General features: G+C 67.8%; 25 protein-coding genes, 1 tRNA gene, 1 pseudogene and 1 other annotated feature. Of the genes and pseudogenes, 14 read left to right on the forward strand and 13 right to left on the reverse strand.

The features are described from left to right. Positions 1 to 84 precede the first annotated feature (84 nt). Positions 85 to 2,709, reverse strand: a complete 2,625-nt coding sequence (locus tag ACQBAT_RS12945; RefSeq protein ID WP_420747615.1) for a DEAD/DEAH box helicase — start codon at positions 2,707 to 2,709, stop codon at positions 85 to 87. A 17-nt stretch (positions 2,710 to 2,726) separates the two neighbouring features. On the opposite strand from ACQBAT_RS12945, the gene ACQBAT_RS12950 reads away from it, so the two are divergent. Then, positions 2,727 to 3,251 carry a hypothetical protein gene (locus tag ACQBAT_RS12950; RefSeq protein WP_420747614.1) on the forward strand — a complete coding sequence of 175 codons (525 nt, stop codon included), beginning with the start codon at positions 2,727 to 2,729 and terminating at the stop codon, positions 3,249 to 3,251. Beyond that, positions 3,248 to 3,982 carry a DUF1648 domain-containing protein gene (locus ACQBAT_RS12955; RefSeq protein ID WP_420747613.1) on the forward strand — a complete coding sequence of 245 codons (735 nt, stop codon included), beginning with the start codon at positions 3,248 to 3,250 and terminating at the stop codon, positions 3,980 to 3,982. The genes ACQBAT_RS12950 and ACQBAT_RS12955 overlap by 4 nt, the downstream gene beginning before the upstream one ends. 1 nt (position 3,983) lies before the next feature. Here ACQBAT_RS12955 and ACQBAT_RS12960 read toward each other — a convergent pair whose 3' ends face one another. Together ACQBAT_RS12960 and ACQBAT_RS12965 are read right to left on the reverse strand one after the other, a co-directional pair. Further along, on the reverse strand, positions 3,984 to 4,508 hold the full coding sequence (locus ACQBAT_RS12960) for a cysteine hydrolase family protein (RefSeq protein WP_420747612.1): 525 nt from the start codon (positions 4,506 to 4,508) through the stop codon (positions 3,984 to 3,986). Between the two features lie 36 nt (positions 4,509 to 4,544). Continuing rightward, positions 4,545 to 6,053, reverse strand: a complete 1,509-nt coding sequence (locus ACQBAT_RS12965) for a purine-cytosine permease family protein (RefSeq protein ID WP_420747611.1) — start codon at positions 6,051 to 6,053, stop codon at positions 4,545 to 4,547. Between the two features lie 86 nt (positions 6,054 to 6,139). Here ACQBAT_RS12965 and ACQBAT_RS12970 point away from each other — a divergent pair, with 86 nt between their 5' ends. Beyond that, positions 6,140 to 7,429 (forward strand): endonuclease/exonuclease/phosphatase family protein, encoded by a 1,290-nt coding sequence (locus tag ACQBAT_RS12970; RefSeq protein WP_420747610.1) that lies wholly within the window; start codon positions 6,140 to 6,142, stop codon positions 7,427 to 7,429. Between the two features lie 123 nt (positions 7,430 to 7,552). Here the strand turns inward: ACQBAT_RS12970 and ACQBAT_RS12975 are convergent, their stop codons facing one another. Beyond that, positions 7,553 to 9,190, reverse strand: coding sequence for an SLC13 family permease (locus tag ACQBAT_RS12975; protein WP_420747609.1), 1,638 nt, complete (start codon positions 9,188 to 9,190; stop codon positions 7,553 to 7,555). A gap of 106 nt (positions 9,191 to 9,296) precedes the next feature. On the opposite strand from ACQBAT_RS12975, the gene ACQBAT_RS12980 reads away from it, so the two are divergent. From ACQBAT_RS12980 to ACQBAT_RS12990, 3 genes are all read left to right on the forward strand, one after another. Further along, positions 9,297 to 9,893 (forward strand): hypothetical protein, encoded by a 597-nt coding sequence (locus ACQBAT_RS12980; protein ID WP_420747608.1) that lies wholly within the window; start codon positions 9,297 to 9,299, stop codon positions 9,891 to 9,893. 45 nt (positions 9,894 to 9,938) lie between these two features. After that, positions 9,939 to 10,011, forward strand: a tRNA-Lys gene (locus tag ACQBAT_RS12985). Between the two features lie 220 nt (positions 10,012 to 10,231). Beyond that, positions 10,232 to 10,573, forward strand: coding sequence for a transposase (locus ACQBAT_RS12990; RefSeq protein ID WP_420747607.1), 342 nt, complete (start codon positions 10,232 to 10,234; stop codon positions 10,571 to 10,573). Here ACQBAT_RS12990 and ACQBAT_RS12995 read toward each other — a convergent pair. Genes ACQBAT_RS12995 through ACQBAT_RS13005 form a run of 3 tightly spaced genes read right to left on the reverse strand, consistent with a single transcriptional unit; the run spans position 10,531 to position 13,426 of the window. Beyond that, the gene (locus tag ACQBAT_RS12995; protein WP_420747606.1) at positions 10,531 to 12,396 is read right to left on the reverse strand and encodes a tyrosine-type recombinase/integrase; all 1,866 of its coding nucleotides are present in this window, start codon (positions 12,394 to 12,396) and stop codon (positions 10,531 to 10,533) included. The two genes, ACQBAT_RS12990 and ACQBAT_RS12995, sit on opposite strands and share 43 nt — an antisense overlap. Continuing rightward, positions 12,393 to 13,106 carry a tyrosine-type recombinase/integrase gene (locus ACQBAT_RS13000; RefSeq protein ID WP_427197696.1) on the reverse strand — a complete coding sequence of 238 codons (714 nt, stop codon included), beginning with the start codon at positions 13,104 to 13,106 and terminating at the stop codon, positions 12,393 to 12,395. Before ACQBAT_RS13000 ends, ACQBAT_RS12995 begins: the two co-directional genes overlap by 4 nt. Further along, positions 13,103 to 13,426: a hypothetical protein gene (locus tag ACQBAT_RS13005; RefSeq protein WP_427197697.1), complete on the reverse strand. Its 324-nt coding sequence runs from the start codon at positions 13,424 to 13,426 to the stop codon at positions 13,103 to 13,105. The genes ACQBAT_RS13000 and ACQBAT_RS13005 overlap by 4 nt, the downstream gene beginning before the upstream one ends. 88 nt (positions 13,427 to 13,514) lie before the next feature. Continuing rightward, positions 13,515 to 13,665, forward strand: a sequence feature (AL1L pseudoknot). On the opposite strand from ACQBAT_RS13005, the pseudogene ACQBAT_RS13010 reads away from it, so the two are divergent. Continuing rightward, a pseudogene (locus ACQBAT_RS13010) lies at positions 13,573 to 14,148 on the forward strand (IS3 family transposase); the annotation flags it as partial. (Overlaps the previous feature by 93 nt.) A gap of 188 nt (positions 14,149 to 14,336) precedes the next feature. Beyond that, complete coding sequence (locus ACQBAT_RS13015; RefSeq protein ID WP_420748834.1) at positions 14,337 to 14,537, forward strand: IS3 family transposase; 201 nt, start codon at positions 14,337 to 14,339, stop codon at positions 14,535 to 14,537. Positions 14,538 to 14,672: 135 nt separating this feature from the next. On the opposite strand, the gene ACQBAT_RS13020 is transcribed toward ACQBAT_RS13015, so the two are convergent. Both ACQBAT_RS13020 and ACQBAT_RS13025 read right to left on the reverse strand, forming a co-directional pair. Beyond that, on the reverse strand, positions 14,673 to 15,899 hold the full coding sequence (locus tag ACQBAT_RS13020; protein ID WP_427197698.1) for an IS256 family transposase: 1,227 nt from the start codon (positions 15,897 to 15,899) through the stop codon (positions 14,673 to 14,675). Positions 15,900 to 15,966: 67 nt separating this feature from the next. Continuing rightward, complete coding sequence (locus tag ACQBAT_RS13025) at positions 15,967 to 16,584, reverse strand: hypothetical protein (RefSeq protein WP_420748820.1); 618 nt, start codon at positions 16,582 to 16,584, stop codon at positions 15,967 to 15,969. Positions 16,585 to 17,024: 440 nt separating this feature from the next. On the opposite strand from ACQBAT_RS13025, the gene ACQBAT_RS13030 reads away from it, so the two are divergent. Next, positions 17,025 to 17,300, forward strand: coding sequence for a metal-sensitive transcriptional regulator (locus ACQBAT_RS13030; protein ID WP_420748819.1), 276 nt, complete (start codon positions 17,025 to 17,027; stop codon positions 17,298 to 17,300). A 92-nt stretch (positions 17,301 to 17,392) separates the two neighbouring features. After that, complete coding sequence (locus ACQBAT_RS13035) at positions 17,393 to 18,019, forward strand: class I SAM-dependent methyltransferase (RefSeq protein ID WP_427197699.1); 627 nt, start codon at positions 17,393 to 17,395, stop codon at positions 18,017 to 18,019. Positions 18,020 to 18,038: 19 nt separating this feature from the next. On the opposite strand, the gene ACQBAT_RS13040 is transcribed toward ACQBAT_RS13035, so the two are convergent. Genes ACQBAT_RS13040 through ACQBAT_RS13055 form a run of 4 tightly spaced genes read right to left on the reverse strand, consistent with a single transcriptional unit; the run spans position 18,039 to position 20,340 of the window. Beyond that, positions 18,039 to 18,368, reverse strand: a complete 330-nt coding sequence (locus tag ACQBAT_RS13040) for a hypothetical protein (RefSeq protein ID WP_420748817.1) — start codon at positions 18,366 to 18,368, stop codon at positions 18,039 to 18,041. A gap of 36 nt (positions 18,369 to 18,404) precedes the next feature. Then, positions 18,405 to 19,382: a M56 family metallopeptidase gene (locus ACQBAT_RS13045; RefSeq protein ID WP_420748816.1), complete on the reverse strand. Its 978-nt coding sequence runs from the start codon at positions 19,380 to 19,382 to the stop codon at positions 18,405 to 18,407. Continuing rightward, the gene (locus ACQBAT_RS13050) at positions 19,379 to 19,768 is read right to left on the reverse strand and encodes a BlaI/MecI/CopY family transcriptional regulator (protein ID WP_420748815.1); all 390 of its coding nucleotides are present in this window, start codon (positions 19,766 to 19,768) and stop codon (positions 19,379 to 19,381) included. Before ACQBAT_RS13050 ends, ACQBAT_RS13045 begins: the two co-directional genes overlap by 4 nt. Further along, positions 19,765 to 20,340 (reverse strand): hypothetical protein, encoded by a 576-nt coding sequence (locus ACQBAT_RS13055; RefSeq protein WP_420748814.1) that lies wholly within the window; start codon positions 20,338 to 20,340, stop codon positions 19,765 to 19,767. The genes ACQBAT_RS13050 and ACQBAT_RS13055 overlap by 4 nt, the downstream gene beginning before the upstream one ends. 157 nt (positions 20,341 to 20,497) lie before the next feature. Here ACQBAT_RS13055 and ACQBAT_RS13060 point away from each other — a divergent pair, with 157 nt between their 5' ends. From ACQBAT_RS13060 to lnt, 4 genes are all read left to right on the forward strand, one after another. Beyond that, entirely contained in the window at positions 20,498 to 21,187 is a 690-nt protein-coding gene (locus ACQBAT_RS13060) for a DsbA family protein (protein ID WP_420748813.1), read from the forward strand. Positions 21,188 to 21,194: 7 nt separating this feature from the next. Next, positions 21,195 to 22,079: a cytochrome c biogenesis CcdA family protein gene (locus ACQBAT_RS13065; protein WP_420748812.1), complete on the forward strand. Its 885-nt coding sequence runs from the start codon at positions 21,195 to 21,197 to the stop codon at positions 22,077 to 22,079. Between the two features lie 50 nt (positions 22,080 to 22,129). After that, entirely contained in the window at positions 22,130 to 23,275 is a 1,146-nt protein-coding gene (locus tag ACQBAT_RS13070) for a hypothetical protein (RefSeq protein WP_427197700.1), read from the forward strand. A 91-nt stretch (positions 23,276 to 23,366) separates the two neighbouring features. Beyond that, positions 23,367 to 25,043 (forward strand): apolipoprotein N-acyltransferase, encoded by a 1,677-nt coding sequence (lnt, locus tag ACQBAT_RS13075; RefSeq protein ID WP_420748810.1) that lies wholly within the window; start codon positions 23,367 to 23,369, stop codon positions 25,041 to 25,043. The last annotated feature ends 28 nt before the right edge of the window (positions 25,044 to 25,071 follow it).

The raw sequence follows: 25,071 nt of genomic DNA on the forward strand, positions 1-25,071 counted from the left end.
ATCCGCCCCACCAGGTGGGGCAAGCTCACGTCGCCCTGACCCCACCATGATCTGCCACCGAAAAGGGCCGAAAAGACTGCCTGATCAGAGCCGGCGGAAGGCGGTCGCGAGGAGGACTGGCTCGCCGACCAGGTCGGAGGCATCCAGGTCGCACTCGGCCTCGACCACCCAGTCCAGATCACCGGCGGGGTCGGAGACGGTCTGGACCACACGCCATACGCGACCGGGACGGCCGTCGGTGATCGCCGACTGCTCACCCGGCAGCGGCTCCACCACCAGCCGCTTCGGCCCGCGCGCGTCCGCGTCCATGACGACATACTCGTGGTCGTCGTAGAAGGCGCCGATCGCGTCGTACCAGGCGTCGGCCGACAGCAGCGGCTCGATTCCCGGCTCCGGCAGCGCGGCGACCGCGGTCTCCAGCTCTCCCAGGGCTTCCCAGGCGTCGTCGGCGATCAGCTCGACCCGTCGCCAGGCAGCATTGCGCACCATCACCCGGAAGGCGCGCTCGTTGCTGGTGATCGGACGAGACGGCGGGGCGACCTCGCCCGACGCCTCGCGCGCCGCAGCCGCCGCGACCAGCTCGGGATCGGTGAGCGCCTCCCATTCCTCCAGCAGCGAGGAGTCGGTCTGCCGAATCGTCTCGCCCAGCCAGTGCACGACGTCCTCCAGCGCCTCGGTCATCGCCGACTCCGGGATCGTCTGCCGCAGGGTCCGGTAGCAGCTGGTCAGATAGCGCAGCAGCACGCCTTCGGAGCGGGCGAGTTGGTAGTAGCCGACGAACTCGGTGAAGCTCATCGCCCGCTCCCACATGTCCCGCACGATCGACTTGGGCGAGAGCGCGTCCTCGCTCACCCAGGGGTGCGTCTGCCGGTAGATCGCCAGCGTCCCGCTGAGCAGTTCGGCCAGCGGTTGCGGCCAGCTCACCTCCTCCAACTGGGCCATCCGGTCGTCGTACTCCACCCCGTCGGCCTTCATCCGCGCGACCGCCTCGCCACGCGCCCGGTAGCGCTGCGCCAGCAGGACCGGCATCGGGTCGTCCAGCACCGCCTCGACGACCGAGACGATGTCCAGCCCGTATGCCGCATCCTCCTGGTCGAACAGGTCTACCGCAGCGAGCGCGAAGGGGGCGAGGGGCTGGTTGAGCGCGAAGTTCTCCTGCACACCCGGGGCGAGATCGATCGTCCGCCCGCCCTCGCCAGGCTCGGCCCGGCGGACCAGGATGCCGCTGTCCAGCATGGAGCGGCCGAGCGCGATGGCCTTGCGGGCGAGCCGGTTCTGGGCGCGCGGCTCCTCGTGGTTGTCACGGACCAGCCGGGCCAGGTTGCGGACCGGATCACCCGCGCGCGCGACGGTGTTGATGATCACCGAGTGGTCGACCTTCATCCGCGAGCCCAAGGGCTCAGGCTCGGAGCCGATCAGCTTGGCGTAGGTCTCCTCGGTCCAGGAGACGAAGCCCTCCGGCGGCTTCTTCTTCTGCACCTTGCGCAGCTTCTTGGGGTCATCGCCCGCCTTCTCGAGCGCGCGGTGGTTCTCAATCACGTGCTCCGGAGCCTGCACCACGACATAACCCTCGGTGTCGTAGCCCGCCCGGCCCGCACGCCCCGCGATCTGGTGGAACTCCCGGGCGCGCAGGATCCGCGACCGCGAGCCGTCGAACTTGGCCAAACCGGTGAACAACACGGTACGGATCGGCACGTTGATCCCAACCCCGAGCGTGTCCGTCCCGCAGATCACCTTGAGCAGCCCGTCCTGCGCGAGCTGCTCCACGAGGCGGCGGTAGCGCGGCAACATCCCCGCGTGGTGCACCCCCACCCCGTGCCGCACCAGCTTGGACAGCGTGCGCCCGAAGCCGGCGGTGAAACGGAAGGCTCCAATCTTCTCGCGGACCGCTTCCTTCTCCTCCTTGCTCAGCAGCGGTGTCGAGAGCAGCGACTGCGCCCGCTCGAGCGCATCCTTCTGGGTGAAGTGCACGACATACACGGGGGCCTGGCGCCCCTCGAGCAGCTCGGTGATCGTGTCCGGGACTGCCGTCATCGCCAGCCCGTCGGCATAGTGGAGCGGGATCGGCCGTTCGGTCCCGGTGACCAGGGCGGTCTCGCGGCCGGTGCGCGCCGACAGGTCCTCGGCGATGCCGCTGACGTCGCCTAGGGTCGCGGACATCAGCAGGAACTGCGCCTGCGGCAGCGTGAGCAGCGGCACCTGCCAGGCCCAGCCCCGATCCGGCTCGGCGTAGTAGTGGAACTCATCCATCACCACCATGCCGATGTCGGCCCGCTCGCCCTCGCGCAGCGCGATATTGGCCAGGATCTCGGCGGTGCACACGATGATCGGGGCGTCGGCGTTGACCGAGGAGTCGCCGGTGAGCATGCCGACGTTATCGGCGCCGAAGGTCCGGCAGGCATCGAAGAACTTCTCGCTCACCAGCGCTTTGACCGGGGCGGTCAGGAAGGCGACCTGATCGCGGGCGAGGGCCAGGAAGCAGGCCGAGGTGGCGACCATCGACTTGCCCGAGCCGGTCGGCGTCGCCAGCACCACATTGCTGCCCTCGAGCAGGTGCAGCAGCGCCTCGTCCTGGTGCGGGTAGAGCGTGCGGCCCTGTTCACTCGCCCACCCCGCGAACGTCTCGTAAAGGGCGTCCGGGTCGGCGGGGGCACCGGCGGGTAGGCGGTCGGTGAGGGTTTGATCGGTCAGCGTCTGGTCGGGGAGCATCCCCTCCATTGTCCGGTATGCCGTTCCCACCTCGCGGACAACTCCCGGCCGAGCGCGTTCACCTCGGACAGACCGGCTGCTCGCCTGCGGGAGAAGCGGCATACGGGGACTGGGATGATGAGGCGATGATCAGCGTCGAGCTCGCCCGCCAGCTCTATGAGGCCGGGTTGACCTGGTCGCCGATGCCGGGCGACCGGTTCGTCGTGGACCGGACCGGGATGGCGGACGACGTCTTCCACCTGGCCGACATGACCGTGGAGGTGCACCGGTTCGTGGGCGGTGCGGTGATCGGCTTCAACGGGGTCGCGGAGTGGGCGCTGGACTCCGTCGACATCGAGGACACCTTGTGGCTGCCGCGCGAGGATCACCTGCGGGCGGTGCTCGGGCACGACTTCGTGGGGCTGGGGATGGACGCCGTCGGCTACGCGGTGGTGGCCCTGATCGATGGTCGCTCGCAGACCTTCAGCCATGGGGATGCCGAGGAGGCGTACGGGTTGGCCACCTTGTCCGTGCTGCGCGCCCGGCAAGGATTGGGCGCATGACCGCGGAGGTGCTGCGACGCGGGCGGTGGCTGAGCTGGGTGGGCTTCCTCGTCGCGCTCGTGCTCTATGTGTCGACCTTTGTCTACGGGGCGGCGATCTGGGACCGGATCCCCGACCGGATCCCGCTGCACTTCGGCATCGACGGCGAGGCCACGCGGTGGGGCGAGAAGACCTTCGGCAATGTCTTCTTCCCCCAGCTCGTGGGTGGCGCCGGGCTGTTCACGCTGCCCATCATCGCGGCGATCCTGCCGGGCCTGATGGAGGTGCCCAAGGACGCCTCGGACTGGACCCGGCTGCGGATCGAGGCCTCGACGAGAGGCGCGCGGGACGGCATGGGCTGGGTGGCTGCGGCGACGGTGGCGCTGATCGGGTGGACCTCGCTGATGGCCTGGCATCCGGCGGGCGGGGTGCCGATCTGGCCCGTCGGTGTGCTGCTCCTCGCGATCTTCGCCGGACTGTGGCTGGCCTACGTGCGGTGGCGTCGCTGGGGACAGCGGGTCGCGGAACTGCATCACATCCACCCGACCCCGGAGGAAGAGGCCGAAGAAGCGCTCTGGCTGCCGATGGGGATCTACAACAACCCGGAGGATCCGCGGGTCTTCCCGCCCAAGCGGGAGGGCTATGGCGTCGGGACGACGGTCAACTGGGGTCGGCCCGCGGGCAAGCTCTTCGTGGCGCTCATCTTGCTCATCGTGCTGGTCCCGGTGGTGCTGGTCTTCCTGCTCGGGTGACTCAGCGGATCGAGATCTGGGGCGCGTAGAGCTCCATCGCGGCGAGCGCGCGGTCGTGCGCCTCGTCGCTGCTGCCCGCACACGCTGCGGCGACCACCTCGACCGTGCAGCCTGCATCCGCGGCCGCGAGCGCAGTGGACAGCACGCAGCAGTCGGTCGCGACGCCGGCCAGGATGAGATGCGCCTGAGGTCCGGTGACGCCGCACAGCTGCTCGCCCCACTTGCCGAAGGTGGGCTCGGAGACCGTATGCGGCAACCTCAGGTCTGCGATCTCGTCCACCAGGTCGAACATCGGGTCGTGCGGGGAACGATCGGCGAACGGGAAGGTCTCGAAGTAGGGCACCCAGGAGCCCCGCTTGACCGGCGGAGGAACCCAGCGGGTCTGCACGACACGGTCAGCGTGCTCGGTGACCAGCTCCCGGATCGGCTCGACCGTCTCGGCGAAGCGCGGGGCGCACCACTCCGAGGCCGGGTCGGCGAAGATCCGTTGCGCGTCGATGACGACCAGCCAAGGCTTCGGACTCATGGTCACCACCGTAGCCAGTCCTGGATCGCCGGGGCCTCAGCGCTGGACCGCGTCGGGCCGGTCCTCGCGGGTCTCGACGATGCCTTCTTCCTGGCGGCGCACGGTACGCCAGCCGAAGATCAGCCAGCCGAAGATACCGATGCCCAGCGCGACGAGCACGCCGAGGTTGGCCCAGGCCCAGGTGCCTTCCTTGCCGCCGATCGGGCCGAGGAGGTAGCCCTGCCAGTTGTTCCAGGCGGCCTCGTCGGCGAACAGATTGATCACCAGGCCCCACCCGATGACCGAGCCGACGATCATCAGCACGATCGGCGTCCAGTTCCAGTTGCCGTAGCGGCCGCGCGGGTCGAACAGCGCCCGCTCGTCGTAGTCCCGCCGGCGCATCGCGATGTCGGCCATCAGGATCCCGGCCCACACCGCGATCGGCACCCCCAGGGTGATCAGGAAGCTCTGGAACGGACCGAGGAAGCTCTGCGCGAAGAAGACCACCCAGATCGCACCGAGCGTCATGATCGTCCCGTCGATCCCGGCCGCCGCCGGCCGCGGGATGTTTACCCCCAGAGAGAGCAGCGTCAGCCCCGAGGAGTAGATCCCCAGCACCGCACCGCTGACCAGCGCCAGCACGGCCGCGAGCAGGAAGAGCAGCAGGAACCAGTTCGGCAGGATCGTGGCCAGCGTCCCGATCGGGTCGTTCGCGATGCCCTCCTCCAGCTCGGGCCGCGAGCCCACGAGCATCAGGCCGTAGATCACCAGCAGCGTCGGCGCCAAGGCACCACCCAGGGTGTTCCAGAAGGCGATCGAGGCCCCCGAGGCGTCCCGCCGCTGATAACGCGACCAGTCCGCCGCGATGTTGATCCACCCCAGCCCGAAGCCGGTCATCAGCATCACCAGCGCACCGATCACCGCGGACGTCGAGCCCGGCTCGATCGCCTGGATCGCGGCGAGGTCGATCTGGTCCCAGGTCATCGCGATGTAGGCGATCGTCGCCGCCCCGGTCAGCCAGGTCAGCACCGACTGCAGCTTCATGATCGTGTGATAGCCCGCGACCGACGCCCCGATCACCAGGCCCGCCACGACCACCATCGCGATGATCTTGGTCGGCGTCCCGCTCGCCCAGCCCAGCTGCTGGAAGACGGTCGCCGTCGCGAGCACCGCCATGATCGCCAGAAAGGTCTCCCAGCCCATCGAGATCAGCCAGGAGAAGACGCCCGGCACCTTCTGCCCGGTCACCCCGAACGGCGCCCGCGAGAGCACCATCGTCGGCGCCGATCCGCGCTTGCCGGCGATCGCGATGATCCCGCAGAACAGGAAGGACAGCACCACCCCGACCACGCTGACCAGCACGGCCTGCCCGAAGGAGATCCCGAAGCCCAGCACGAAGGCACCCCAGGAGATCCCGAAGACCGAGACGTTCGCAGCGAACCACGGCCAGAACAGGTCGCGGGGCCGGGCCGTGCGCTCGGCCTCGTCGATGATGTCGATGCCGTTGACCTCGACCAGGCGGCGCTCGCTCTCGGTCAGCCGCGTCGTGGCGGTGCTCTCGCTCATGCAGGGCACTCTCCCACACCGTGGGTTCACCCAGCGTTCAGGCGCTCCGCCCGGCACCCGGGCCGCCGCCCACGTACGTTGGAGGTATGACGCAGCGCACCTTCTCCCTGTCCGTCGCCCTCTCCCTCGCGCTGGTTGGCAGCCTGGCCCTCACCCCCGCCATGGCCTCCCCCGGCCACGGCAACAACGGCGATGGCAACAGCGGCAGCACCAACGCCAACAGCCAGGGCAAGAACCAGGGCCCACCCGCCCACGTCGGCGTCCAGCACGACGTCCGGTTCGCCACCTTCAATGTCGCGATGAACCGCTCCGAGGAGGGCCAGCTCCGCGAGGAGCTCGCCACCCCTGACAGCCAGCAGATCCGCAATGTCGCCGAGACGATCCAGCGCACCCGCCCGGACGTGCTCCTGCTCAACGAGTTCGACTACGACCCCAGCGGGGAGTCGGTCAACCTCTTCCGCGAGAACTACCTCGAGGTCGGGCAGCAGGGCGCCGACCCGATCGACTACCCCTACGCCTATGCGGCCGAGTCCAACACCGGCATCCCCTCGGGCTACGACCTCAACGGCGACGGTCGCACCGACGGCCCGGACGACGCCTTCGGCTACGGCGAGTTCCCGGGGCAGTACGGCATGGTCGTCTACTCGAGGTACCCCATCAACGAGGCCGAGGTCCGCACCTTCCAGCACTTCCGTTGGCAGGACATGCCCGGACACGTGATGCCCGAGGACTACTACCCCGCCGAGGCGGAGCCGATCCTGCGACTGTCCTCCAAGTCGCACTGGGACCTGCCGATCCAGGTCGGCAACCGGACGGTCCACCTGCTGGCCGCGCACCCGACGCCGCCGGCCTTCGATGGCCCCGAGGAGCGCAACAAGCGCCGCAACCACGACGAGATCCGCTTCTGGGCCGACTATGTGGGCAACCCCCGCCAGGGCGACTACATCTACGACGACCAGGGTCGCACCGGCGGTCTCGCCCCAGGCTCGCGTTTCGTGATCGCCGGGGACTACAACGCCGACCCCTATGACGGTGACTCCTACGACAACGCCATCTGGCAGCTGCTGGACCACCACCGGATCGATGGCTCGGTCGAGCCGCGCAGCGAGGGCGGCGTGGAGCAGGCGCAGCTGCAAGGCGGGATCAACCTCGAGCACGAGGGCGACCCGGCGCTGGACACCTCGGACTTCTCCGATCCGCCCGGCAACCTGCGCGTCGACTACGTGCTGCCGAGCAAGAACCTCAACGCGCGCGACGCCGGCGTCTTCTGGCCGACCAGCGACGACCCCCTCTACCGGCTCACCGGTACGTGGCCCTTCCCGACCAGCGACCACCGCCTGGTCTGGGTGGACCTCCACCTGCCGCACAAGCGCTAGGAAGACTTCCCTGGGGCACACGCTGCCCCGTATGCCGTGTGGCCGGGTCTGCGAGAGACCCGGCCACACGGCATACACCGACCGGGGACCCCGTTTGTCGCGACCGGGGACCCGGTTTGCCGGCTAGTAGACGATCCCGAACACCCAGACGGCGAGCGTCATCGTGGTCAGGGTGACCAGGACGATGCCGATCAGGTTGAGCCACAGGCCGGCCTTGACCATCTGCGGGATGGTGACGTAGCCCGATCCGTAGGCGATCGCGTTGGGCGGGGTGGCGACCGGCAGCATGAACGCGCAGGTGGCGGCGATCGCGACCGGGATGGCGAGCAGCATGGGGTCGATGCCGATACCGACCGCGATGCCGCCGGCGACCGGCAGGAAGGTCGCGGCCGTCGCAGTGTTCGAGGTCAGCTCGGTGAGGAACAGGATGCCCGCGGCGAAGATCGCCACGATGAGCACGACCGGGAGCCCACCGACACCGCTGGTGACCTCACCGATCCACTCGGTCAGGCCGGAGGAGCCGAACTGACCGGACAGCGCCAGACCGCCGCCGAAGAGGATGAGCACGCCCCACGGCAGCTGGTTGGCGGTCTGCCAGTCGAGCAGGCGGACCCCCTTGGGCGCACCGGCGGGCAGGAGGAAGAGCAGCAGCGCCGCCAGGATCGCGATGCCGGCATCGGAGATCGGCGGGGCGTCGGACCAGATCAGCGGGACGCTGACCCAGGAGACCGCGGCCAGGATGAAGATCGCCAGCACCCGGATCTCACCCTGCGACATCGAGCCGAGCTTGCGGATCTCCTGCGTCATCAGCTCACGGCCGCCGGGGATCTCCTTGATCTCCGGCTTGTAGAGCACCTTGGTCAGCAGCGCCCAGCAGATCAGCATGAAGACGATCGCGATGGGCAGTCCGACGAGCATCCACTCACCGAAGCGGATCTGGATGTCGTGGTTCTCCGCGAGGTAGCCGACCAGCAGGGTGTTGGGCGGGGTGCCGATGATGGTGCCGAGCGAGCCGATCGAGGCGGCGTAGGCGATACCGAGCATCAGGGCGGTGCCGAAGTTGGACTTAATGACGGCGCTCTTGACCTCGTCGGACTCCATGTCGAGCTCGTCCGCGTCCTCGCCGGCGCTGCCCTCAGGCCCGTCCATCTCGGTGCTCAGCTTGGCGACCAGCATCAGCACGGAGACACCGATCGGGATCATCATCACGGCAGTCGCGGTGTTGGACACCCACATCGAGATGAAGCCGGTGGCGACCATGAAGCCCAGGACCACCATCGAGGGGTTGGTGCCTATGGCCCGCACGGTGAGCAGCGCGATCCGCCGGTGCAGGTTCCAGCGCTGCATGCCCAGGGCGATCATGAAGCCACCCATGAACAGGAAGATGATGTTGTTGCCGTAGTTGGCGCCGACGTCGTTGACCGAGACCTCGGAGTTGAAGACCGGGAAGACCACGAGCGGCACCAGGGCCGTCGCGGGGATCGGCAGCGCCTCGGTCATCCACCAGACCGCCATCAGGACGGCGGTCGCTGCGGTCAGCTTGGCGGCGTGCGGGACGTCGCCCGGCATGATGAAGTAGACGAGCAGAGCCAGGCCGAGGCCGAGGAGCAGGCCGGTCAGCCGGACCGTCCGCGAGCGGGGCGGGACCTCCTCCTCCCGCTCCCCGGGCGCCTGTTCGTCGATCTCGGCACCGCGTCGGCGGCGGTACTCACGTTCACTCATCTGCTCCGCGGGGACGTCGCGGGTACTGCCTTCCGACATCGGTTCACCTCGTTGTGTCTCTTACGTGCCGTAGTGGGTGGGACCAAAGTACCTGCTGACAGACGTCACGGATAGCACCGTGCCGACAGGGGCGTAGGTTGGGGTCATGACGGGGACACCGCACGAGCACGAGCACCAGCGCGAGCCCGGGTCCGGTATGCCGCCGCTCCCCGGACCTGCCGAGGAGACTGGTCCTCCCCCGCCGATGACGATCATCGGTGGCCCGGCCGCGCAGGACTCGCCGAGTTGGCGGGCCGACCCCGCTCCCCCGGCGAGCTACGGGTCGAGCCAGCCTGCGGCATACGGGACCAATGCGCCCGCCCTGCCGCCCCTGCACCTGAACGGCTTCTTCAGCTCGGTCAAGCGCGGTGGTCGGTGGGAGGTGCCGCCGGTGATCCAGCTCAGCCAGGGCTTCTCCGAGGTGGCGATCGACCTGCGCGAGGCGATCATCACCTCCCCGGTCGTGGAGGTGCGGGTGTATGCCGGGTTCAGCTCGTGCAAGATCATCATCCCGCCCGGGGTCCAGGTCGAGTGGACCGGCGGGACGTCGCTGTTCAGCGAGGAGAAGGCGGACCCGCCGCGCGAGCAGGACCCCAACATGTGGCGGCTCAAGGTCACCCACAACGGCGCCTTCAACGAGGTCAAGGTGCAGACGCTGGGCATTGGGGAGAAGCCGCCGAAGTGGTGGAAAAAGTTGGGTTGAGGCACCGGTAACCTAGAGGGTCGACCCGGTGCTGAGCCAGGGTCGGGGCCTCTAGCTCAACGGTTAGAGCTGCGGACTTTTAATCCGTAGGTTGTGGGTTCGAATCCCACGGGGCCCACCCCGCGCACAAGGCTCGAACCCTTGCCAACAGAATCGTTGGCTGGGGTTCGGGCCTTGTCGCCGTTCTGTGTCCAGTTGAGGGCGTTGGCGTTGACCTCGGGATCGAGGAGCATCTCGAAGGGCCGGTTGTTCTCGACGCGTAGCTGGTCGTCTTCGTCGATGTTGAATCGCCCCGGGTCTGATGGAGGCTCTCAATCCTGGGAAGGATGATGAGCACCATGCCAGCACCGAGGAAGTACAGCGTCGAGCTTCAGCAGCGGGCGACGAGGATGGCGTTGGACGCCAGGGCTGACCCGCAGTCGGCTCGTGGGGCGATCAAGCGGGTGGCCGACCAGCTGGGCGTGCACCCCGAGGCGTTGCGGAACTGGGTCCGGCAGGCCGAGATCGACGAGGGCGCCCGGCCGGGCACCACGACCGATGACGCGCAGCGCCTGGCCGAACTCGAGCGTGAGGTCCGTGAGCTGCGCCGGGCGAACGAGATCCTGAAGACGTCCGCGGCTTATGCGGGTGATCGGTGTCAAGCGGGGGTGTCCTCGAGGCGCTGGAGGAGGGCGTCGTAGACCTCGGCGCGTCGGGTCTGGCCCTTGGCGGTGGCGTCGTCGCGTTGCGCCTGGATGGTGGGTCGGTGCTCAATCGTGGTGAAGAACATCGTGCAGGACTCGCAAATCGTCTCGTAGCGGCAGTCGAGCTCGATCGGTCGTGCGCAGTAGCCGTTGCCGAGCAGGCGTTTGCTGGCTTCCGCGTGGACGGCGCGCATCGCTGGGCCGGCGGCCTCGGCCGGGAGGGTCACCGGCGTGCTCGCGGGTTGGGTGGCGGCGTAGAGGGACTCGATCTTCTGGGTGACCTTGAAGTACTGGTCGGCCACGGTGCGGTCGCCGATGCGGGCGTAGACCATCGTCATCGACAGGTCGTGGTGGCCGAGGAGGGCGGCGATGGCTTCCAGGGACATGCCTCGGTTGATGGCCTGGGTGGCCAGCGTGTGCCGCAGCTGGTGGGGGTGGACGTGTCCGAGGCCGGCCGCGGCGGCGGTCTTGTGGACGGCTTTGTCGACGCGGGTGGCGGGGATCGGTCGGCCGCGGTCGAGCAGGAGCAGGTCGGAGGACTGCCAGGAGGCGCGGTGTGCCAGCCAGTCGTCGATGAGGTCTTTGACGTGCGGATGGAGCGGGATGTACCGGTCTGTGTGGAGCTTGCCGACCGGGGTGCGCAGCCAGTAGCCGGTGCCGATCTGCACGACGGCGTCGATGGTCAGGCCGAGGAGCTCGCCGCGGCGCATCCCGGTGCGGGCCAGGACCTGGACGATGAGGCGGTCCAGGGGGTCGGGCAGGTCGCGGGCGGCGTTCATGAACGCGGCGGCCTGGGCGTCGTCGAGGAACTTGGGCAGGGGCCGGTCCAGGCGGGGTCGGTCGGTGGCGTAGACCGGGACGCGGGCGGGGGCGTCGTCGTAGTCCCACTCGATGATGCGGGTGAAGAAGGAGCGTAGGTGGCCCATCCGCATGCCCAGGGTGGGCTTGGACAGCCCCGGCTTGCCGCGGTACCCGGGCCGCTGGGCCAGCCAGGTCTTGTAGCCCTCGATGTGCTCGCGGTCGACGTGCGCGGCGGCGGTGACGCCGGGGTGGTGGGTGAGCAGGTACCCGGCGAACTGGCGCAGCGTGGTGTCGAACAGCGCCACCGAGGACGGGCGCAGCGACAGCGCGCACTGGTCCAGGTAGCGGCGCATCGTGGATGCCAGGACGGGGGTGCCGGCGCTGATGTGCTTCCAGTCGATCTGCGCTGCTCGGGTGTGCAGCCAGCGGCGACGCTTGTCCGGTGCGGGTGCCTGGCCGCGGTGGAACATCACGGCGTCCAGGCCGAACAGCGGCGTGGATAACGACCTGTGCGGCACGTTCCCGCCGTGCCGGGCGACCGTGTGTTCGAAGAAGGTGGTCCGGGCGGCGGTGTACTGCTCGGGTGTCAGCGCCGCCGGAGAGGTCCCGGCGATGACGGCGATGCGCGACAGGTGGGTCCACATCCGCCCGATCTCCTTGGTGCAGAAGCCGAGGTCGGCAGCCTGGCTCATGAAGAGCGCATGCTGCGCCGGATAGGCCTGCCGCACGTAGCTGCCCCACCGGCAGCAGCTGGTGACCACGAACGCCGGGTCGACCTGCAGGCCGGTCGCGACCGCGGCGTGCGCGGCGAACGAGGCCACCTCGGTGCGCACCTGACGCCGCGCCGCGCCGGGGGCGTGGTTCCATCCGTCCAGGTCGCCGAAGGCTCGTCGGAAGCCGATCACGCCGAGGCGTCGGCACTTGCGCGCAGCCTCGGTCGCGCCCGCCAAGATGTAGTCGGCGACGAAAGCGTCGAGCTGCTCGACGCCCGGCGTGGTCGCACGGGTGATTGTGCTCACGGTGTCGGTCCTTCCTCGTAGAGTCGGTCCAGGACGGCCATGGCCTGCTGGTACTCCGTAGCGAGCCAGTCGTTGGACAGGTGCAGGTAGATCCGGGTGGTGTCCAGGTTCGCGTGGCCGGCCTGGGCCTGGATCGCCTCCAGCGACATCCCGGCTTCCCGCAGCCGGGTGAAACAGGTGTGCCGCAGCTCGTGGCAGGAGGCGTGGGACAGTCCCGCCCGACGCCGGGCCCCGGCGAGCACCTCGTCCAACCCCGCCGCCGCCGTCAGCCGGCGCCCGCGGGTGGGGCCCTTGAGCACGACGAACACCGACTCGGCGTCGGTCCCGGTGGGTCGTTCCTGGGCCAGGTAGGCGGCCAGGTGGGTGAAGAAGGCCGGCACGACCGGCACGATGCGTTGGTGGCCGCCCTTGCCTTCGGCGACGAACACGCGGCCGTCGCCGGGCTGGACGTCGACGAACCGCAGGCCCAGCACCTCGCAGCGCCGCAGCCCGGCATGCAGCATGAGCGTGACCATCGCCCGGTCCCGCTCGGTCCTCAGCGCCGCGAACAGGGCGACCGCCTCGACCGGCTCGAGGATCCGTGGCAGCCGCCTGGGCGCCCGGACCAGGGGTGAGCCGCGCAACGACCGTGACCGGGGCGTCATGCTGCGTGGGACGACCTGCCGATCGACGATGCCGCGGGCGAGCAGGTAGTCGAACAGCGAGGTCACCGTCGCCAGGCGCCGCCTGATCGTCGAGGCCGCCAACCCGACCCGACCTCGCCATCAGCCAGCCGTACCACGTTGGCGCCCCGCCGCGGTGTCCGTTGCGCCTCGATGAAGGCGAGCACGTCGCTGGTGGTGACCTGGACCGGAGGCTTGGGCACCACGGTGAAGAAGACCTTCAGGTCGTACGCCTGCGCGGTCAGCGTGTTCGGTCTGACCCGCGCCGCGGTAAACCGCAGGTACTCATCCACCAGCGGTTCGCCCAGCGAGGGAGCCGGGCCTCGGGCATCGATCAAGCACGGCATGAACGAGGCTCCCGGAGCCATCCCGGCCTCCCTCCCGATAAGGCTGAGGCCATCGTCCGCCCGCACCCTGGCAAGACTTGGAAGCCACGCGGAGATCACCTACATATCAAGCCTTTTTTCGCGGCCGCGGAGCTCGACCGCAAGCTCAGGTAGAGGTGCCCACCGCGGTGCTGGTCGAGTACATCGACGCCCACCGCGACCGGTTCGGGGTCGAGCCGATCTGCGCCGTCTTGAAGGACGCCGGCGTGCAGATCGCCCCGAGCACCTACTACGCCGCCCGGAACCGCCCACCCTCGGCCCGTGCCGTGCGCGACGCAGAGCTGACCGAGGAGATCAAGGCCGTGCACAAGGCCAACCTCGGCGTCTACGGGGCCCGCAAGGTCCACGCAGAAATGAGGAGGAAGGGCAGCGCGGTGGCGCGCTGCACCGTGGAGCGGCTCATGCAGGCGGCCGGACTGCGTGGCATCCCACGGGAGAAGACCGCCCGGACCACCTTCGGGCAGGGCGCCGAGACCGAGCGCCCGGCGGACCTGGTCAACCGTGAGTTCGTCGCGTCCGCGCCGAACCAGCTGTGGGTGGCCGACCTGACCTACGTGCGCACGCACGCGGGATGGACCTACGCGGCGTTCGTGATCGACGTGTTCAGCCGCATGGTGGTGGGCTGGCAGGTGTCGACGTCACTGCGCACCGACCTGGCGCTGGACGCCCTGGACATGGGCCTGTGGGCCCGGCGGCGGGCTGGTCACGACGTCGCCGGGCTGAGGCACCACAGCGACCGCGGAGTTCAAATATCGAGCCATCCGCTACACCGAGCGCCTCGCCGAGGCCGAGGCCGTCGCCTCGGTCGGGTCCAAGGGCGACAGCTACGACAACGCGATGGCCGAGGCCTTCAACTCCCCTGTTCAAGGCCGAGTGCATCCGCAACCCCGCCATGCGCCCCAGAGGCGGCTGGGCCAACGTCAGCGACGTCGAGCTGGCCGTCGCCGAGTACGTCGACTGGTTCAACCACCGACGACTGCACGGCGAACTCAGCCACGTCCCACCCGCCGAGTACGAGGACCACCACTGGGCAACCACCACGCCCCAGCACTACCCTGACAACCCCGTCCCCGCCGGGGCCGGAGCGAACTAACCGAGCCTCCACGAAACCCGGGGCGATTCACTTCCACGAAAACCCTGCTCAGTTGTGACGGCGAGAGATGTACTGCTTGCGCGAGACCTTGACAGAGTCCCGCTGAGTGGTGGGCTTTGAGGTGATGCTCGTTGCCTACCGGTCGCCTTCTTGGAGGGCGACGGTTCCAGTATGGCTGGTGGGGTAGAGCTTGGCCATGGAGGCTTCGGAGAGGTAGCGGCGGTCGTCGACCTGCCACTCGTCGTGGGTGTCGGTCAGGACGGCGCCGATGAGGCGGATGACGGCGGCCTCGTTGGGGAAGATGCCCACGACGCGGGAGCGGCGCTTGATCTCCTTGTTCAGCCGCTCGAGGGGGTTGGTGGACCAGATCTTGCGCCAGTGCTCCCTGGGGAAGGCCGCGAACGCGAGGACCTCGGACTTCGCGGCGTCCATCAGCGGGCCGGTCTTGGGGTACCGGGCGGCGAGGTCGTCACGGACCTTGTCCCACTGCCGGGACATTGAGGCCAGGTCGGGTTGGGCGAAGATGGTGCGGAACACTGCGGCGACCATCTCGGTCTCGGCCTTGGGCACGTGCGCCAGGACGTTGCCGATGTTGTGGACCCGGCAGCGTTGGTGGCCCGAGCCCTGGAACACCCGCCTCAGCGCGGCGACGAGGCCGGCGTGCTGGTCGGAGATCACCAGCTGCACGCCCGTGAGGCCGCGCTTCTTCAGCCCGGTCAGGAAGGCGCGCCAGAAGACCTCGTCCTCGCTGTCGCCGACGTCCAGGCCGAGGATCTCGCGGCGGCCGTGCTCGGTGACGCCGGTGGCGATCACCACGGCCTTGGACACGACCATGGCGGCCTCGGTGCGCACGTGCAGGTAGGTCGCATCGAGGTAGACGTAGGGGAAGCGGGCGTGGTCCAGGCGGCGGGTGCGGAACGCCCCGACCGCCTCGTCCAGCCGGGCGCAGATGCGCGACACCTCGCTCTTGGAGATCCCGGTGCCGCCCAGGGCGACCACCAGGTCATCGACCGAGCGGGTCGAGACGCCGTGGACGTAGGCCTCCATCACCACCGCGTACAGCGCCTGGTCGATCCGGCGGCGCGGCTCCAGGATGGAGGGGAAGAAGCTGCCGGTGCGCAGCTTGGGCAGCGCGACCGTGACGTCCCCGCCCTTGGTCGTCAACAGCTTCGGGCGGGTGCCGTTGCGCTCCGTCACCCGCCCGGGCGTGCGTTCGTAGCGGGCGGCGCCGATGGCCTCGGTGGCCTCGGCCTCGATGAGCTCCTGCAGGACCATGCGCACGGACTCGCGCACAAGGTCCACGCCGTCACCGGCGCGAAGTGCGTCCAGCAGGTCGGACACGGCAGACTGGGGAAGGGTCATCGGTGAGATCTCCTCTGGTGAGTGCTTGGCGGTACACACCGAGCATCTCGCCGATGACCCCTCTACGTCACAGGGCCACACCCGCTCCCCAAACCCCACCACTCCAGGGGACTCTTACGAGACCTTTCAAAGTCCAGCGTAGAGAGGGTGCTTCGCGGAGCAATTGAGCGGCTTCTCGCGCCTCAGCTCGCACGGGTTCGAAGCAGCGATGACGCGGCAGGCCGGGCCGCGCCGCGCGTCTTTGGGTCTGGGTGCGACGAGTCGGCGTGGTACGGATTAGCGGAGCCACGATGTCCAGCACAGCGAACAGCAGCGCCTGCACGCGGTAGAAATCCTCTGGCGAATGGCCATCCGCACTCAGGGACGTCAACTCGTCTATCCAGGGCGAGACCCGTGCGAGCCGAGCTTCCCCAAGGGGCAATATCTGTGCAGGCTCGGTGTATAGCTCAGCGGCGTAGTCCTGAGCCTCAAAACGATCCGACAGGAACGCCACGTGCTGCCAGAAAATCTGGTCGATCACGTAGTCCCGATCCAGGGACAACGTCGTGACGGTCACCGACCCCTCGGGCTCGTTACCGCACAACGTGTTCGCACCCAAGGTGATGACATCTCCCACCGTCGCCGGCCGTTCTCCGAACTCGCTGAGCAGGATCGTCGAACCATGCCGGACGAAGATGAACTTCACGCAGTCGTAAGCTACCGGCGGGGTAGTGCGAAGGAGGGTGCTCTTCCGCGCGACGATCGGCCGGTAATCGCACGGGAGTGCTCGCGAGGCTTGCTCTTGGTCATCTTCGTAGGTCAGCGACATGTTGGGCGCCCTCGTCACTCGTTGGTCCGTAGGTCGCAACTCGACGAGCGCGGCCGCGAGGCCGGGCGAGGACGCACGTGGAACCTGCATACATCTACTATCGCCGATAGTCGACTATGCTGCATAGTCGTTCTGTCGATGTGGCGGTCCAGGCTCGGGCGGGAGGGCCTCGGCGGGTTGAGTGGCCGCGTCCCCCTGCACGAGGAGCACGAGGAAATTTCGATACCCCTAGGGGTATAGTAGGTAACGAACGTCAAACCCCTACCGATGACTCAGGCTCGCCTAGCAGAGGTCATCGGCAGAGAACAGGAGCCCTCATGGCCACCAGCGATATCGAAGCCCAACGTCGCATCCTCAACCGGCTGCGTAGAGCTCGCGGCCAACTCGACGCCGTGATCGCTGCCGCTGAGACAGGCCGGTCATGCCGAGAAGTTGTGACCCAGCTCGCCGCCGTTTCCTCAGCGCTGGATCGTGCCGGGTTCGCCATCATCTCGACGGCGATGAAGGACTGCATCGCCGATCCCGACGGATCAAATCGCGACGAGAACATCACGACCGAAGAGCTGGAGAAGCTCTTTCTCACTTTGGCCTGAGCGTCATAGACCTGGAGATGCGATCAGACAGTGTGTCGAGCAAAGACCAGGGAGGTCGGAAGATGAGGCACTCTATGCACCGAGAACAGCCTATGTGTTCTGCCGAGCAGTTCTGGGAGTCGCGGTACCGTCAGGGCGATCGCATATGGTCCGGCGAGCCGAACTCTGCTGTGGTGGCCGAGACGACTGGGCTGTCTGCAGGACGTGCGCTGGACCTGGGATGTGGTGAAGGTGCCGATGCGATCTGGCTCGCTGCTCACGGGTGGAATGTCACCGGCGTGGATGTATCCGCCACAGCGGTAGAGCGCGCCCGGGCTGAGGCTCAAAGCAGGAGCCTCGACGAGGTCACGCGGTTCCTGCGGGTGAACTTGGCGGACTGGGAACCAGATGGGGGCTCCTACGACTTGGTCGTCGCTAGTTTCCTGCATTCTCCGGTCGAACTACCCCGCTCGTTGATTCTCCGACGAATCGCTGCCTATGTCCGCACGGGCGGTCACCTGCTGGTTGTCTCGCACGCGGCTCCGCCGCCGTGGTTCGATGTCGACCAGCATCCTGGCCATCGCTTCATCGGACCAGACCAGGACTTTGCCGAGATGAGTCTGCCGGAGCGCGAGTGGCGGGTGACCGTGGCGGAGACTCGGTCTCGCATCGCCACCGGGCCGTCAGGCGAAGAGGCGGAACTCCTCGACGGGGTGCTCCTGTTGCAGAGGCAGCGCTGAGTCTGACTAGGAGCGCGACTCAGATACGTACGTAGGCTGCCCCTGCGGACTGCGCCTGGACGATCGTGACGACCGCCGAGGGTGTGGTCTGCACCGAGGGCCGCAGTTCCTGTTCGGCGATGCCCCTGCGTCCCATTCCGATGCTGCACGCCTCGACCTGCACACCCTCGGGAATCTCCAGGCCGTCGTGTCCTGTCAGGCCAGAGAGCGCCGGACCGTTGACGATGATCCGCGCCTCAAGCTCGTGATCGGTTGCTCGGAGGGTGCTGGCGGCCTCGATTGCGCGCTGGACATCACCAGCTTCGTCAGATGCGTGCAGGATGACCTCTTTGCTGGTTTGGTGGGCCATGGCCACTGTCTCCGTCCTTTCAGCTCGGTGCAGACCTCAGCAGCCAGTGAGGGCCGCGGACGCGTAGGGCAGGTGCACAGCGGCGCTCGCCACTCCCAGCACTACCAGGTAGGCGGTGATCATGACCGTGGGCGCTGCTCCGGCGAGGCCACCTGTGGGTCGTACGAGCTGGCGGATTCGTTCGGGGCCAGCAGCGTGCAGTGCTTGGGCGCACGCGTGTTCTGCTACTGCGGGGGCGGCACGTTCTCCGAGCTTGATCAGGGCGCTGACCAGCGCGGGAGTGCCGGCGTGGCGGCGGGCCTCGTTGTCTGCGGCGATTTCCAGGTAGTGCGGGAGCGCATCTGCTGCGGCTCTCACGACCGGCACCCACCGCAGGAACGCCGCGAGGCTCGCAATGATCGCGGAGATGAGGTGATGCCGTTGACGCAGGTGTGCGTACTCGTGGGCCAGCACCGCCAGGAGTTCATGGTGATCCAGAGCGTCCAGGGCACCGGTCGAGACGATGATGCCGCCGTGACGGTGAGGGAAAGTGAGCGCGAATGTTTCCCGGGCATCGACGACAGACACGGCGAATCCGTGGAGTTGACGTCGATGTGCGTCACGTAGGACGAGCCGTGCCGCGTTGCGCGCCCGTCGCGCCCTTCGCATGAGTTGCGCGGTCACGCCGACCAGGAGGGCAAGGATCAGGAGAGTTGGGATGGCAAGCAGCAGTATCGCGGGGATCGCCGTCTCAACCTCGCCCACATCGAAGGGATTGGCAGCAGCCAGGCATCGCTGACATACCGCCGCTGCCCTTTCTGGCAACAGTGCCGGGCCGGACCCGAACCAGGCCAGCACTGGTCCGATCGACAGCAGGGTCCCCAGCCACACCACAAGGCCGCCACTGATGACTGTGATCGCCAGGCGTGGTACCCGCATGAGGGCCGGCGCAGCGTGACGCAGCAGCCACGGACCGGATACTGCGAAGGCGATCAGGCCCAGTCCAAGACCAAGGGTCAGCAGGGCCGGACTCATGGTCCACCCCGCTCTCCACGTTGTGTCAGGTAGTCGCGCAGCAGAGCGAGGTCACTTTCGGGCATCGAGTCCACGAACTGCAGGATGGACGCGGCCCGGTCGCGACTGGAGGCCAGCACCTGCTCCATCAGTGTCGCGGCGTGCTCGTGCCGGCTCATCCGGGCCGAATACGACGTTGACCGGTTCTCGCGAGTGATGGTGACCAGATGCTTACGGTCGAGGTTGGTCAGCACGGTCGCGATCGTGGTGTAGGCCGGGTCAGATGGTAGATGGTCGATGACCTCGCGGATCGTGACGGGCCCGTGATCCCAGAGCACATCCATGACCTGAGCCTCCAAGGCGCCCAGCCGCAGCAGGTCTGGTGCTTGCCCCTGGGAGTCCGTCACCTCTGACCTACCATCGCGTCAGGCTTGACCGGGCACGCGACCTGGCCCCGTAGTCGCCACGCCAACGCCACCGCGGTCAGGATCATGGCTCCCAGGGCGAGGAAGGGCTGGACCGGGGTGAACCAGGTGATCGCCCCCGAGTAGCCCAACGCCAGCAGTGCGAGCTTGTTGCAGACCGGGCATCCGACCGCGAACCACGCCAGAATTCCCCCAGCCATGCCCATCCGGCTCGTCCGTCGCGCGAGCACCTCATCCTCCGGCCCGGACCCCTCCACGCCATCAGCGCGGTCCGCGGCCTCCGGGCCGCCAGCTCGGACGTAGGTGGCCACCAACATGCCGGACAGGGCAGAGGTGAGCAGCCACACCGGGTAGTTCCACCACACCGGTGGGATGTCGCGCCCGAACACCGGGTTGGGAATCAGCACCGTGGCGATCCCAATAACGAGTCCGACCACCACCGCGGCGAGTACCGCCACCATCACCTGCCTGGCCGTCCAGGTGCGTAGTGCCTGTGCGGCCAACGCGAGGCTCTGGACCGTCTTGGACCGTGAGGTTCGTGCAGGAGAGGCCATGAGGGCCATTCTGCCACGGGTCTACTATGATTCATAGTCGACTATCTGAGATAGTAGAGCAAGAACGTTCGCAACGAGTGCGGCCCGTCCGCGACCCGAGGAGTGCCTAATGCCTGCTGAATCCCCCCGTTCGTCGAGACCAGCGTGGCTGCTACCGGTGGCTGTCGTCGCCGTGGCAGCGATCCTGGTCGCGCTGATCCTCGCGATGAACCGGGACGGCGACACCGGCGCCAACGGTGAGCTGGATCCCTCGGGTGAAGGGGCGCCGACGGAGGTGGATGGGCCGGCACAGCCAGACTTCTCCGAAGCCGAGCGGCGTGATGAAAGCGACCTGCTCGCTATCGGCCCGGTCGACGCTCCAGTGGTGCTGGTGGTCTTCTCCGACTACCAGTGCCCGTTCTGCGCAAAATGGAGCGAGGAGACGATGCCGCTGATGATGGAGCACGTTGAGGCTGGCGACCTGCGGATCGAGTGGCGTGACGTCAATGTCTTCGGACCCGCCTCAGAACGCGCTGCGCGCGCCTCTTACGCGGCCGCTGAGCAGGGTGCGTTCTGGGAGTACCACGACGAGCTGTTCGCCGGCGGCGACACCCGCTCCGAGGGTGACCTGAGTGAGGACGCGCTGATCGCCCTTGCCGACGAGATGGGCTTGGACATCGATCAGTTCGCCGTCGACCTCGCCTCGGAGCAGACCGCGCAGCAGATCGCCGACAACCAACAACTCGGCCTCGATCTCGGTGCCCACTCCACCCCGGCATTCATCCTCGGCGGCCAGCCGATCGTCGGTGCCCAGCCCTCCCAAGTGTTCGTGGACGCCTTCGACGACGCACTGAGCGCAGCGGGGTAAGCCGAGCATGGACATCGGACTCCTCGCTGCCTTCCTCGGTGGCACCTTGGCGTTGCTGACACCCTGCGCCGCGCTGTTGATGCCGGCATTCTTCGCCTCGACCGTGGGCACCGGGCCGCGGCTGCTCCTGCATGGCGGTGTGTTCTATCTAGGATTGCTCGTGGTGCTGGTGCCACTGGGTGTCGGAGCGGGCGCGCTCGGGTCGCTGTTCGTGACGCATCGACAAGCGATCGTGCTCATCGCCTCGATCGTCCTGATCCTGCTAGGCGCCGCTCAGGCGCTCGGCTTCGGCTTCGACCCTGCCCGCCTGCTGCCCGGCCCAGACCTGCACGCGCGCGCCGCCTCCAAGACCGGGCTCGTCAAGACCGTGCTGTTGGGCTCAGCCAGCGGCATCGCGGGCTTCTGTGCCGGCCCGATCCTCGGTGCCGTGCTGACGTTGGCCGCAGCGCGCGGCGACACCCTCGGCGCGGCACTGTTGTTGGCTCTCTATGGAGCTGGGATGGTGATGCCACTGCTGCTGATCGCGGCACTGTGGCGGCAACTCGGGACCCGTGGACGGCGCCTGCTGCGCGGTCGTGCTTTCACCGTTCTCGGCCGTCAGCTTCATACCACCTCGGTGATCACCGGCCTGTTGATCACGAGCGTGGGAGTGGTCTTCTGGAGTACCAATGGGCTTGTTGGCGCCCCCGAGCTGCTCCCTCTCGATGCCCAGGCCTGGCTCCAAGAACGCACCGCTGTGCTGGCCAACCCCCTGCTGGACATCCTGGCCGTGCTCGCCCTGGCGGCGCTCATCCTGCTGCTATGGGCTGGGCGGCAACGCCGCAGAGCCGCTGATCGTGCGGCGGCAGCAGCCGAACAGGCCACCCCTACACCGGGTGAACAGCAGCAATGAGCCCACGATCTCGACCCGCGTCCATCGTGGCCCTGCTCACCACGACTGTCATGATGCTCAGCGCCTGCGGCTTCGGGGAGCCCGAACCAGAACGTAACCCTTACGCGCTCGAGGACCCGCTACCGCAGGTCGATGTCTCCCAGATGCGGTTGCCGACCTCGCTGGAGGGGCTAGAGGTTCTAGACCCTGACTGGGCCACCAAACCGCAGTACGCCGATGGTGTGTACCTCGCCGCGGGAGAGCGTGAGGGGTTGCTGGAGTTCACTGCGGTGAACGTGCATGGCGAGATTCTGTGGGCGGCGCAACGACCCGCCAGCTGCACCGGGTTCGCCGTGACCACCGATGACCAAGGTCGAGCACTGGCAGTGCTGACCGATACCGAGACCACCAGTGATGCCTTGGCGGGGACCACCGCCACCGCCTATGACCTGAACAGCGGGGAGCATGTGTGGGGCCCGGTGGAGGTTCCCGGCCCTCACCACGGTCCCGGTCTGGTCTTCGCCGCGCCACCTCCGGAATACATGGGGGAGGGTGGCCCGCGCGTCGCCCTCAGCCCCTCGACCGGGGAGGTCGCCGCTACGGAGTCCGACGATCCCAATGAGCGTGTCATCGGTGAGTATCACGGCATTGTTCTGCTCTCCGACTCTGAAGCCCTATTTGCGCGGGACGCGAACAAGGACGAGGTGCTGTGGCGTATACCGCTGAGTGAGCATGGCTGGGATTCGTTCCCAAGTAGCGCGCCGCTGGCTCTCGCCCCGGAGGACGGCATGGTCCTGTTGACGACATCGAACGACACAGGCGCGTTGTTGGACATCGACGAAGGCACCGTCATCAGTGACACGGCTCAGGATGCTGGCCTCGACCTCACCACCGGCACTCTCGTTGTCCTCGATCAAGAAGGTTTGCACGCCTACGACTCGGCGAATGAGCTGTTGTGGCAACTCGCCGTGGCACCCGGCGCGAGGATCGAGGCAGTAGGTGGCGTGTTCGTGTACCTGCGCGAAGAGGGCACCGTCAGAGTCCACAACGTCGTCACAGGAGCCGTGGCCGAGGCGTATGACCCTGCGGGTGAAGGGCCGATCCTGGTCCCCTCGCACCTCACCATCGATGGTGCGGGCCTGCTGCTGCACGGGCGAGACCATCTGATCGCGACCATCCCAGAAGCACCCGACTTCGACGATGACACGACGCCATGACATCAAGGACCCCGGCCTGGCATCGTGATCGACGTGCCGACGACCGTCGAGCCGGCGGCGCGGTACAGGGTCGAAGTCGTCGGGATGGCTCGTGAGTGACCACCCTGCGGTATCTGGCCTTGCCGTGCAACCGAACCAACTAGCGGCTGGCCGGCGGCGGGCGGTTCGCCCGGCATCAGTTCTGCGAGCCGACACCTGTAGGGCGCTGGTCCCGTCGTGGGCGGCGATCCCCCTAGCAGTGGTCGGCGGGCTCGTCTTAGACGCATCCTTTCCTTCATTGGGGTGGTGGCCGCTCGCATTCGTGGCCGTCGCGCTTGGTCTGGTGGCCCACGTCGGCCGTAGCCTGCTCGGCTCGTTCGCAGTAGGCGCGGCATTCGGTGCCGCGTTCTTCTACCCGCATGTGTCGTGGGCGGCCGCCTTCCTCGGCGACCACCCATGGTCGTGGGTGCCGTGGATCGCGCTCGCCAGCGCGCAGACGGTGATGATGGCGGCTCTGTCGCCGCTCATCACGCTTGCCTACCGCTGGTTGCCCCGATGGCGCGGCTCCCTTGTGACCAGGCTGGTGCTGCTCCCGGCGCTGGTGGCCGGTGTGTGGATGTCACGAGAGCTCATGCTTGGGTCCTGGCCCTATGGCGGCTTTCCCTGGGGTCGGCTCGGCATGAGCCAGTCCGAAAGTCTGATCGCGCCGGTCGCCTCGTGGGTGGGTGTCACGGGACTCGGGTTCCTCATGGTGGCGCTGTGTGCCACCACCGTCGAAGCCACCCGTTACGCCTGGCGTAGTCCGTCTCGGTGGGCGGCGTTTGCGCCCGGTGCGGTCTTGATGATCTTGCTGGTGATCACACCGCAGTTCACCACCACACCCGCGGGGTCGATCCGCGTCGGCGCAGTCCAAGGCAACGGTCCAGCGGCCTACGCCGACCAGCATGCACCGGGCGCGGTACTCGCCTCCCAGCTCGTCGCCTCCGCCCCATTGGAGAGCAACCAGGTCGATCTGGTGCTGTGGCCAGAAGGTGGCGTCGACAGCGACCCGAACGTCGACCCGCAGACCGCGCAGACACTGAGCGAGGCGGCCAGTCGCTACGACGCCCCGATCCTCATGAACGCCGCATCCGCCCAGCGCGACGCCGTCTACAATACCTCCTTCCTCTGGACCCAGGACGGCCCTACTGCCTCGCACTCCAAACGCAACCCGGTCCCCTTCGGGGAGTACGTGCCTCACCGGTCCTTCTACTCCACGATCGCGCCCAGCCTCATCGAACTGCTGGAACGCGAGTACACCGCAGGGATCGACAGCCCCGTCATCCCGGTCGCAGATGCCTCCGTAGGCCTGGCGATCTGCTTCGACGTCGCCTTCGATGAGGTGATCTGGGAGGGCGCCCACGACGGCGCCCAGGTCTACATGTTCCAGACCAACAACGCCGACTTCCGCAGCACCGACGAGAACCTGCAACAACTCGCCTTCGCCCGGATGCGCGCAATCGAGACCGGACGCAGCGTCATCAACCTCTCCACAACCGGCACGAGCCAGGTGTTTGCCCCAGATGGCACCACCCTCGACTCGCTGCCTGTCGACGAACCAGGACTCATGATCGCCGAGGTCGAGCTGCGCGATGGCATCACCGCCGCAGTGGCGCTCGCCCCGTCCATCAAAGGCTCCATCGTCGCCGGAACGCTTCTTGCCCTGGCACTGCTGGCTGGCTCGACTCTCCGCAGCGCCGGGGTCGGCGCGGGGCGATCCGCGCCTTCACTCCGGCGGGGCCGCAGATAGCCGAAACTTGCAATACCCCCTGGGGTAT

This window comes from Ornithinimicrobium pulveris (assembly GCF_050261105.1).
In the GTDB taxonomy this organism is placed as follows: Bacteria; Actinomycetota; Actinomycetes; order Actinomycetales; family Dermatophilaceae; genus Ornithinicoccus.

Bases quoted from the DNA above. Each gene is read 5' to 3' on its own strand.
- ACQBAT_RS13015 (WP_420748834.1), top strand. From the start codon at position 14,337: ATGCGCCCCAGAGGCGGCTGGGCCAACGTCAGCGACGTCGAGCTGGCC.
- ACQBAT_RS13045 (WP_420748816.1), bottom strand. From the start codon at position 19,382: ATGAGTCCGGCCCTGCTGACCCTTGGTCTTGGACTGGGCCTGATCGCC.
- ACQBAT_RS13055 (WP_420748814.1), bottom strand. From the start codon at position 20,340: ATGGCCTCTCCTGCACGAACCTCACGGTCCAAGACGGTCCAGAGCCTC.
- ACQBAT_RS13040 (WP_420748817.1), bottom strand. From the start codon at position 18,368: ATGGCCCACCAAACCAGCAAAGAGGTCATCCTGCACGCATCTGACGAA.
- ACQBAT_RS12960 (WP_420747612.1), bottom strand. From the start codon at position 4,508: ATGAGTCCGAAGCCTTGGCTGGTCGTCATCGACGCGCAACGGATCTTC.
- ACQBAT_RS12980 (WP_420747608.1), top strand. From the start codon at position 9,297: ATGACGGGGACACCGCACGAGCACGAGCACCAGCGCGAGCCCGGGTCC.
- ACQBAT_RS13005 (WP_427197697.1), bottom strand. From the start codon at position 13,426: ATGGCTCCGGGAGCCTCGTTCATGCCGTGCTTGATCGATGCCCGAGGC.
- ACQBAT_RS13035 (WP_427197699.1), top strand. From the start codon at position 17,393: ATGTGTTCTGCCGAGCAGTTCTGGGAGTCGCGGTACCGTCAGGGCGAT.
- ACQBAT_RS13070 (WP_427197700.1), top strand. From the start codon at position 22,130: ATGATGCTCAGCGCCTGCGGCTTCGGGGAGCCCGAACCAGAACGTAAC.
- ACQBAT_RS12945 (WP_420747615.1), bottom strand. From the start codon at position 2,709: ATGCTCCCCGACCAGACGCTGACCGATCAAACCCTCACCGACCGCCTA.
- ACQBAT_RS12955 (WP_420747613.1), top strand. From the start codon at position 3,248: ATGACCGCGGAGGTGCTGCGACGCGGGCGGTGGCTGAGCTGGGTGGGC.
- ACQBAT_RS12975 (WP_420747609.1), bottom strand. From the start codon at position 9,190: ATGTCGGAAGGCAGTACCCGCGACGTCCCCGCGGAGCAGATGAGTGAA.
- ACQBAT_RS13030 (WP_420748819.1), top strand. From the start codon at position 17,025: ATGGCCACCAGCGATATCGAAGCCCAACGTCGCATCCTCAACCGGCTG.
- ACQBAT_RS12990 (WP_420747607.1), top strand. From the start codon at position 10,232: ATGCCAGCACCGAGGAAGTACAGCGTCGAGCTTCAGCAGCGGGCGACG.
- ACQBAT_RS12970 (WP_420747610.1), top strand. From the start codon at position 6,140: ATGACGCAGCGCACCTTCTCCCTGTCCGTCGCCCTCTCCCTCGCGCTG.
- ACQBAT_RS12965 (WP_420747611.1), bottom strand. From the start codon at position 6,053: ATGAGCGAGAGCACCGCCACGACGCGGCTGACCGAGAGCGAGCGCCGC.
- ACQBAT_RS13065 (WP_420748812.1), top strand. From the start codon at position 21,195: ATGGACATCGGACTCCTCGCTGCCTTCCTCGGTGGCACCTTGGCGTTG.
- ACQBAT_RS12950 (WP_420747614.1), top strand. From the start codon at position 2,727: ATGCCGTTCCCACCTCGCGGACAACTCCCGGCCGAGCGCGTTCACCTC.
- ACQBAT_RS13020 (WP_427197698.1), bottom strand. From the start codon at position 15,899: ATGACCCTTCCCCAGTCTGCCGTGTCCGACCTGCTGGACGCACTTCGC.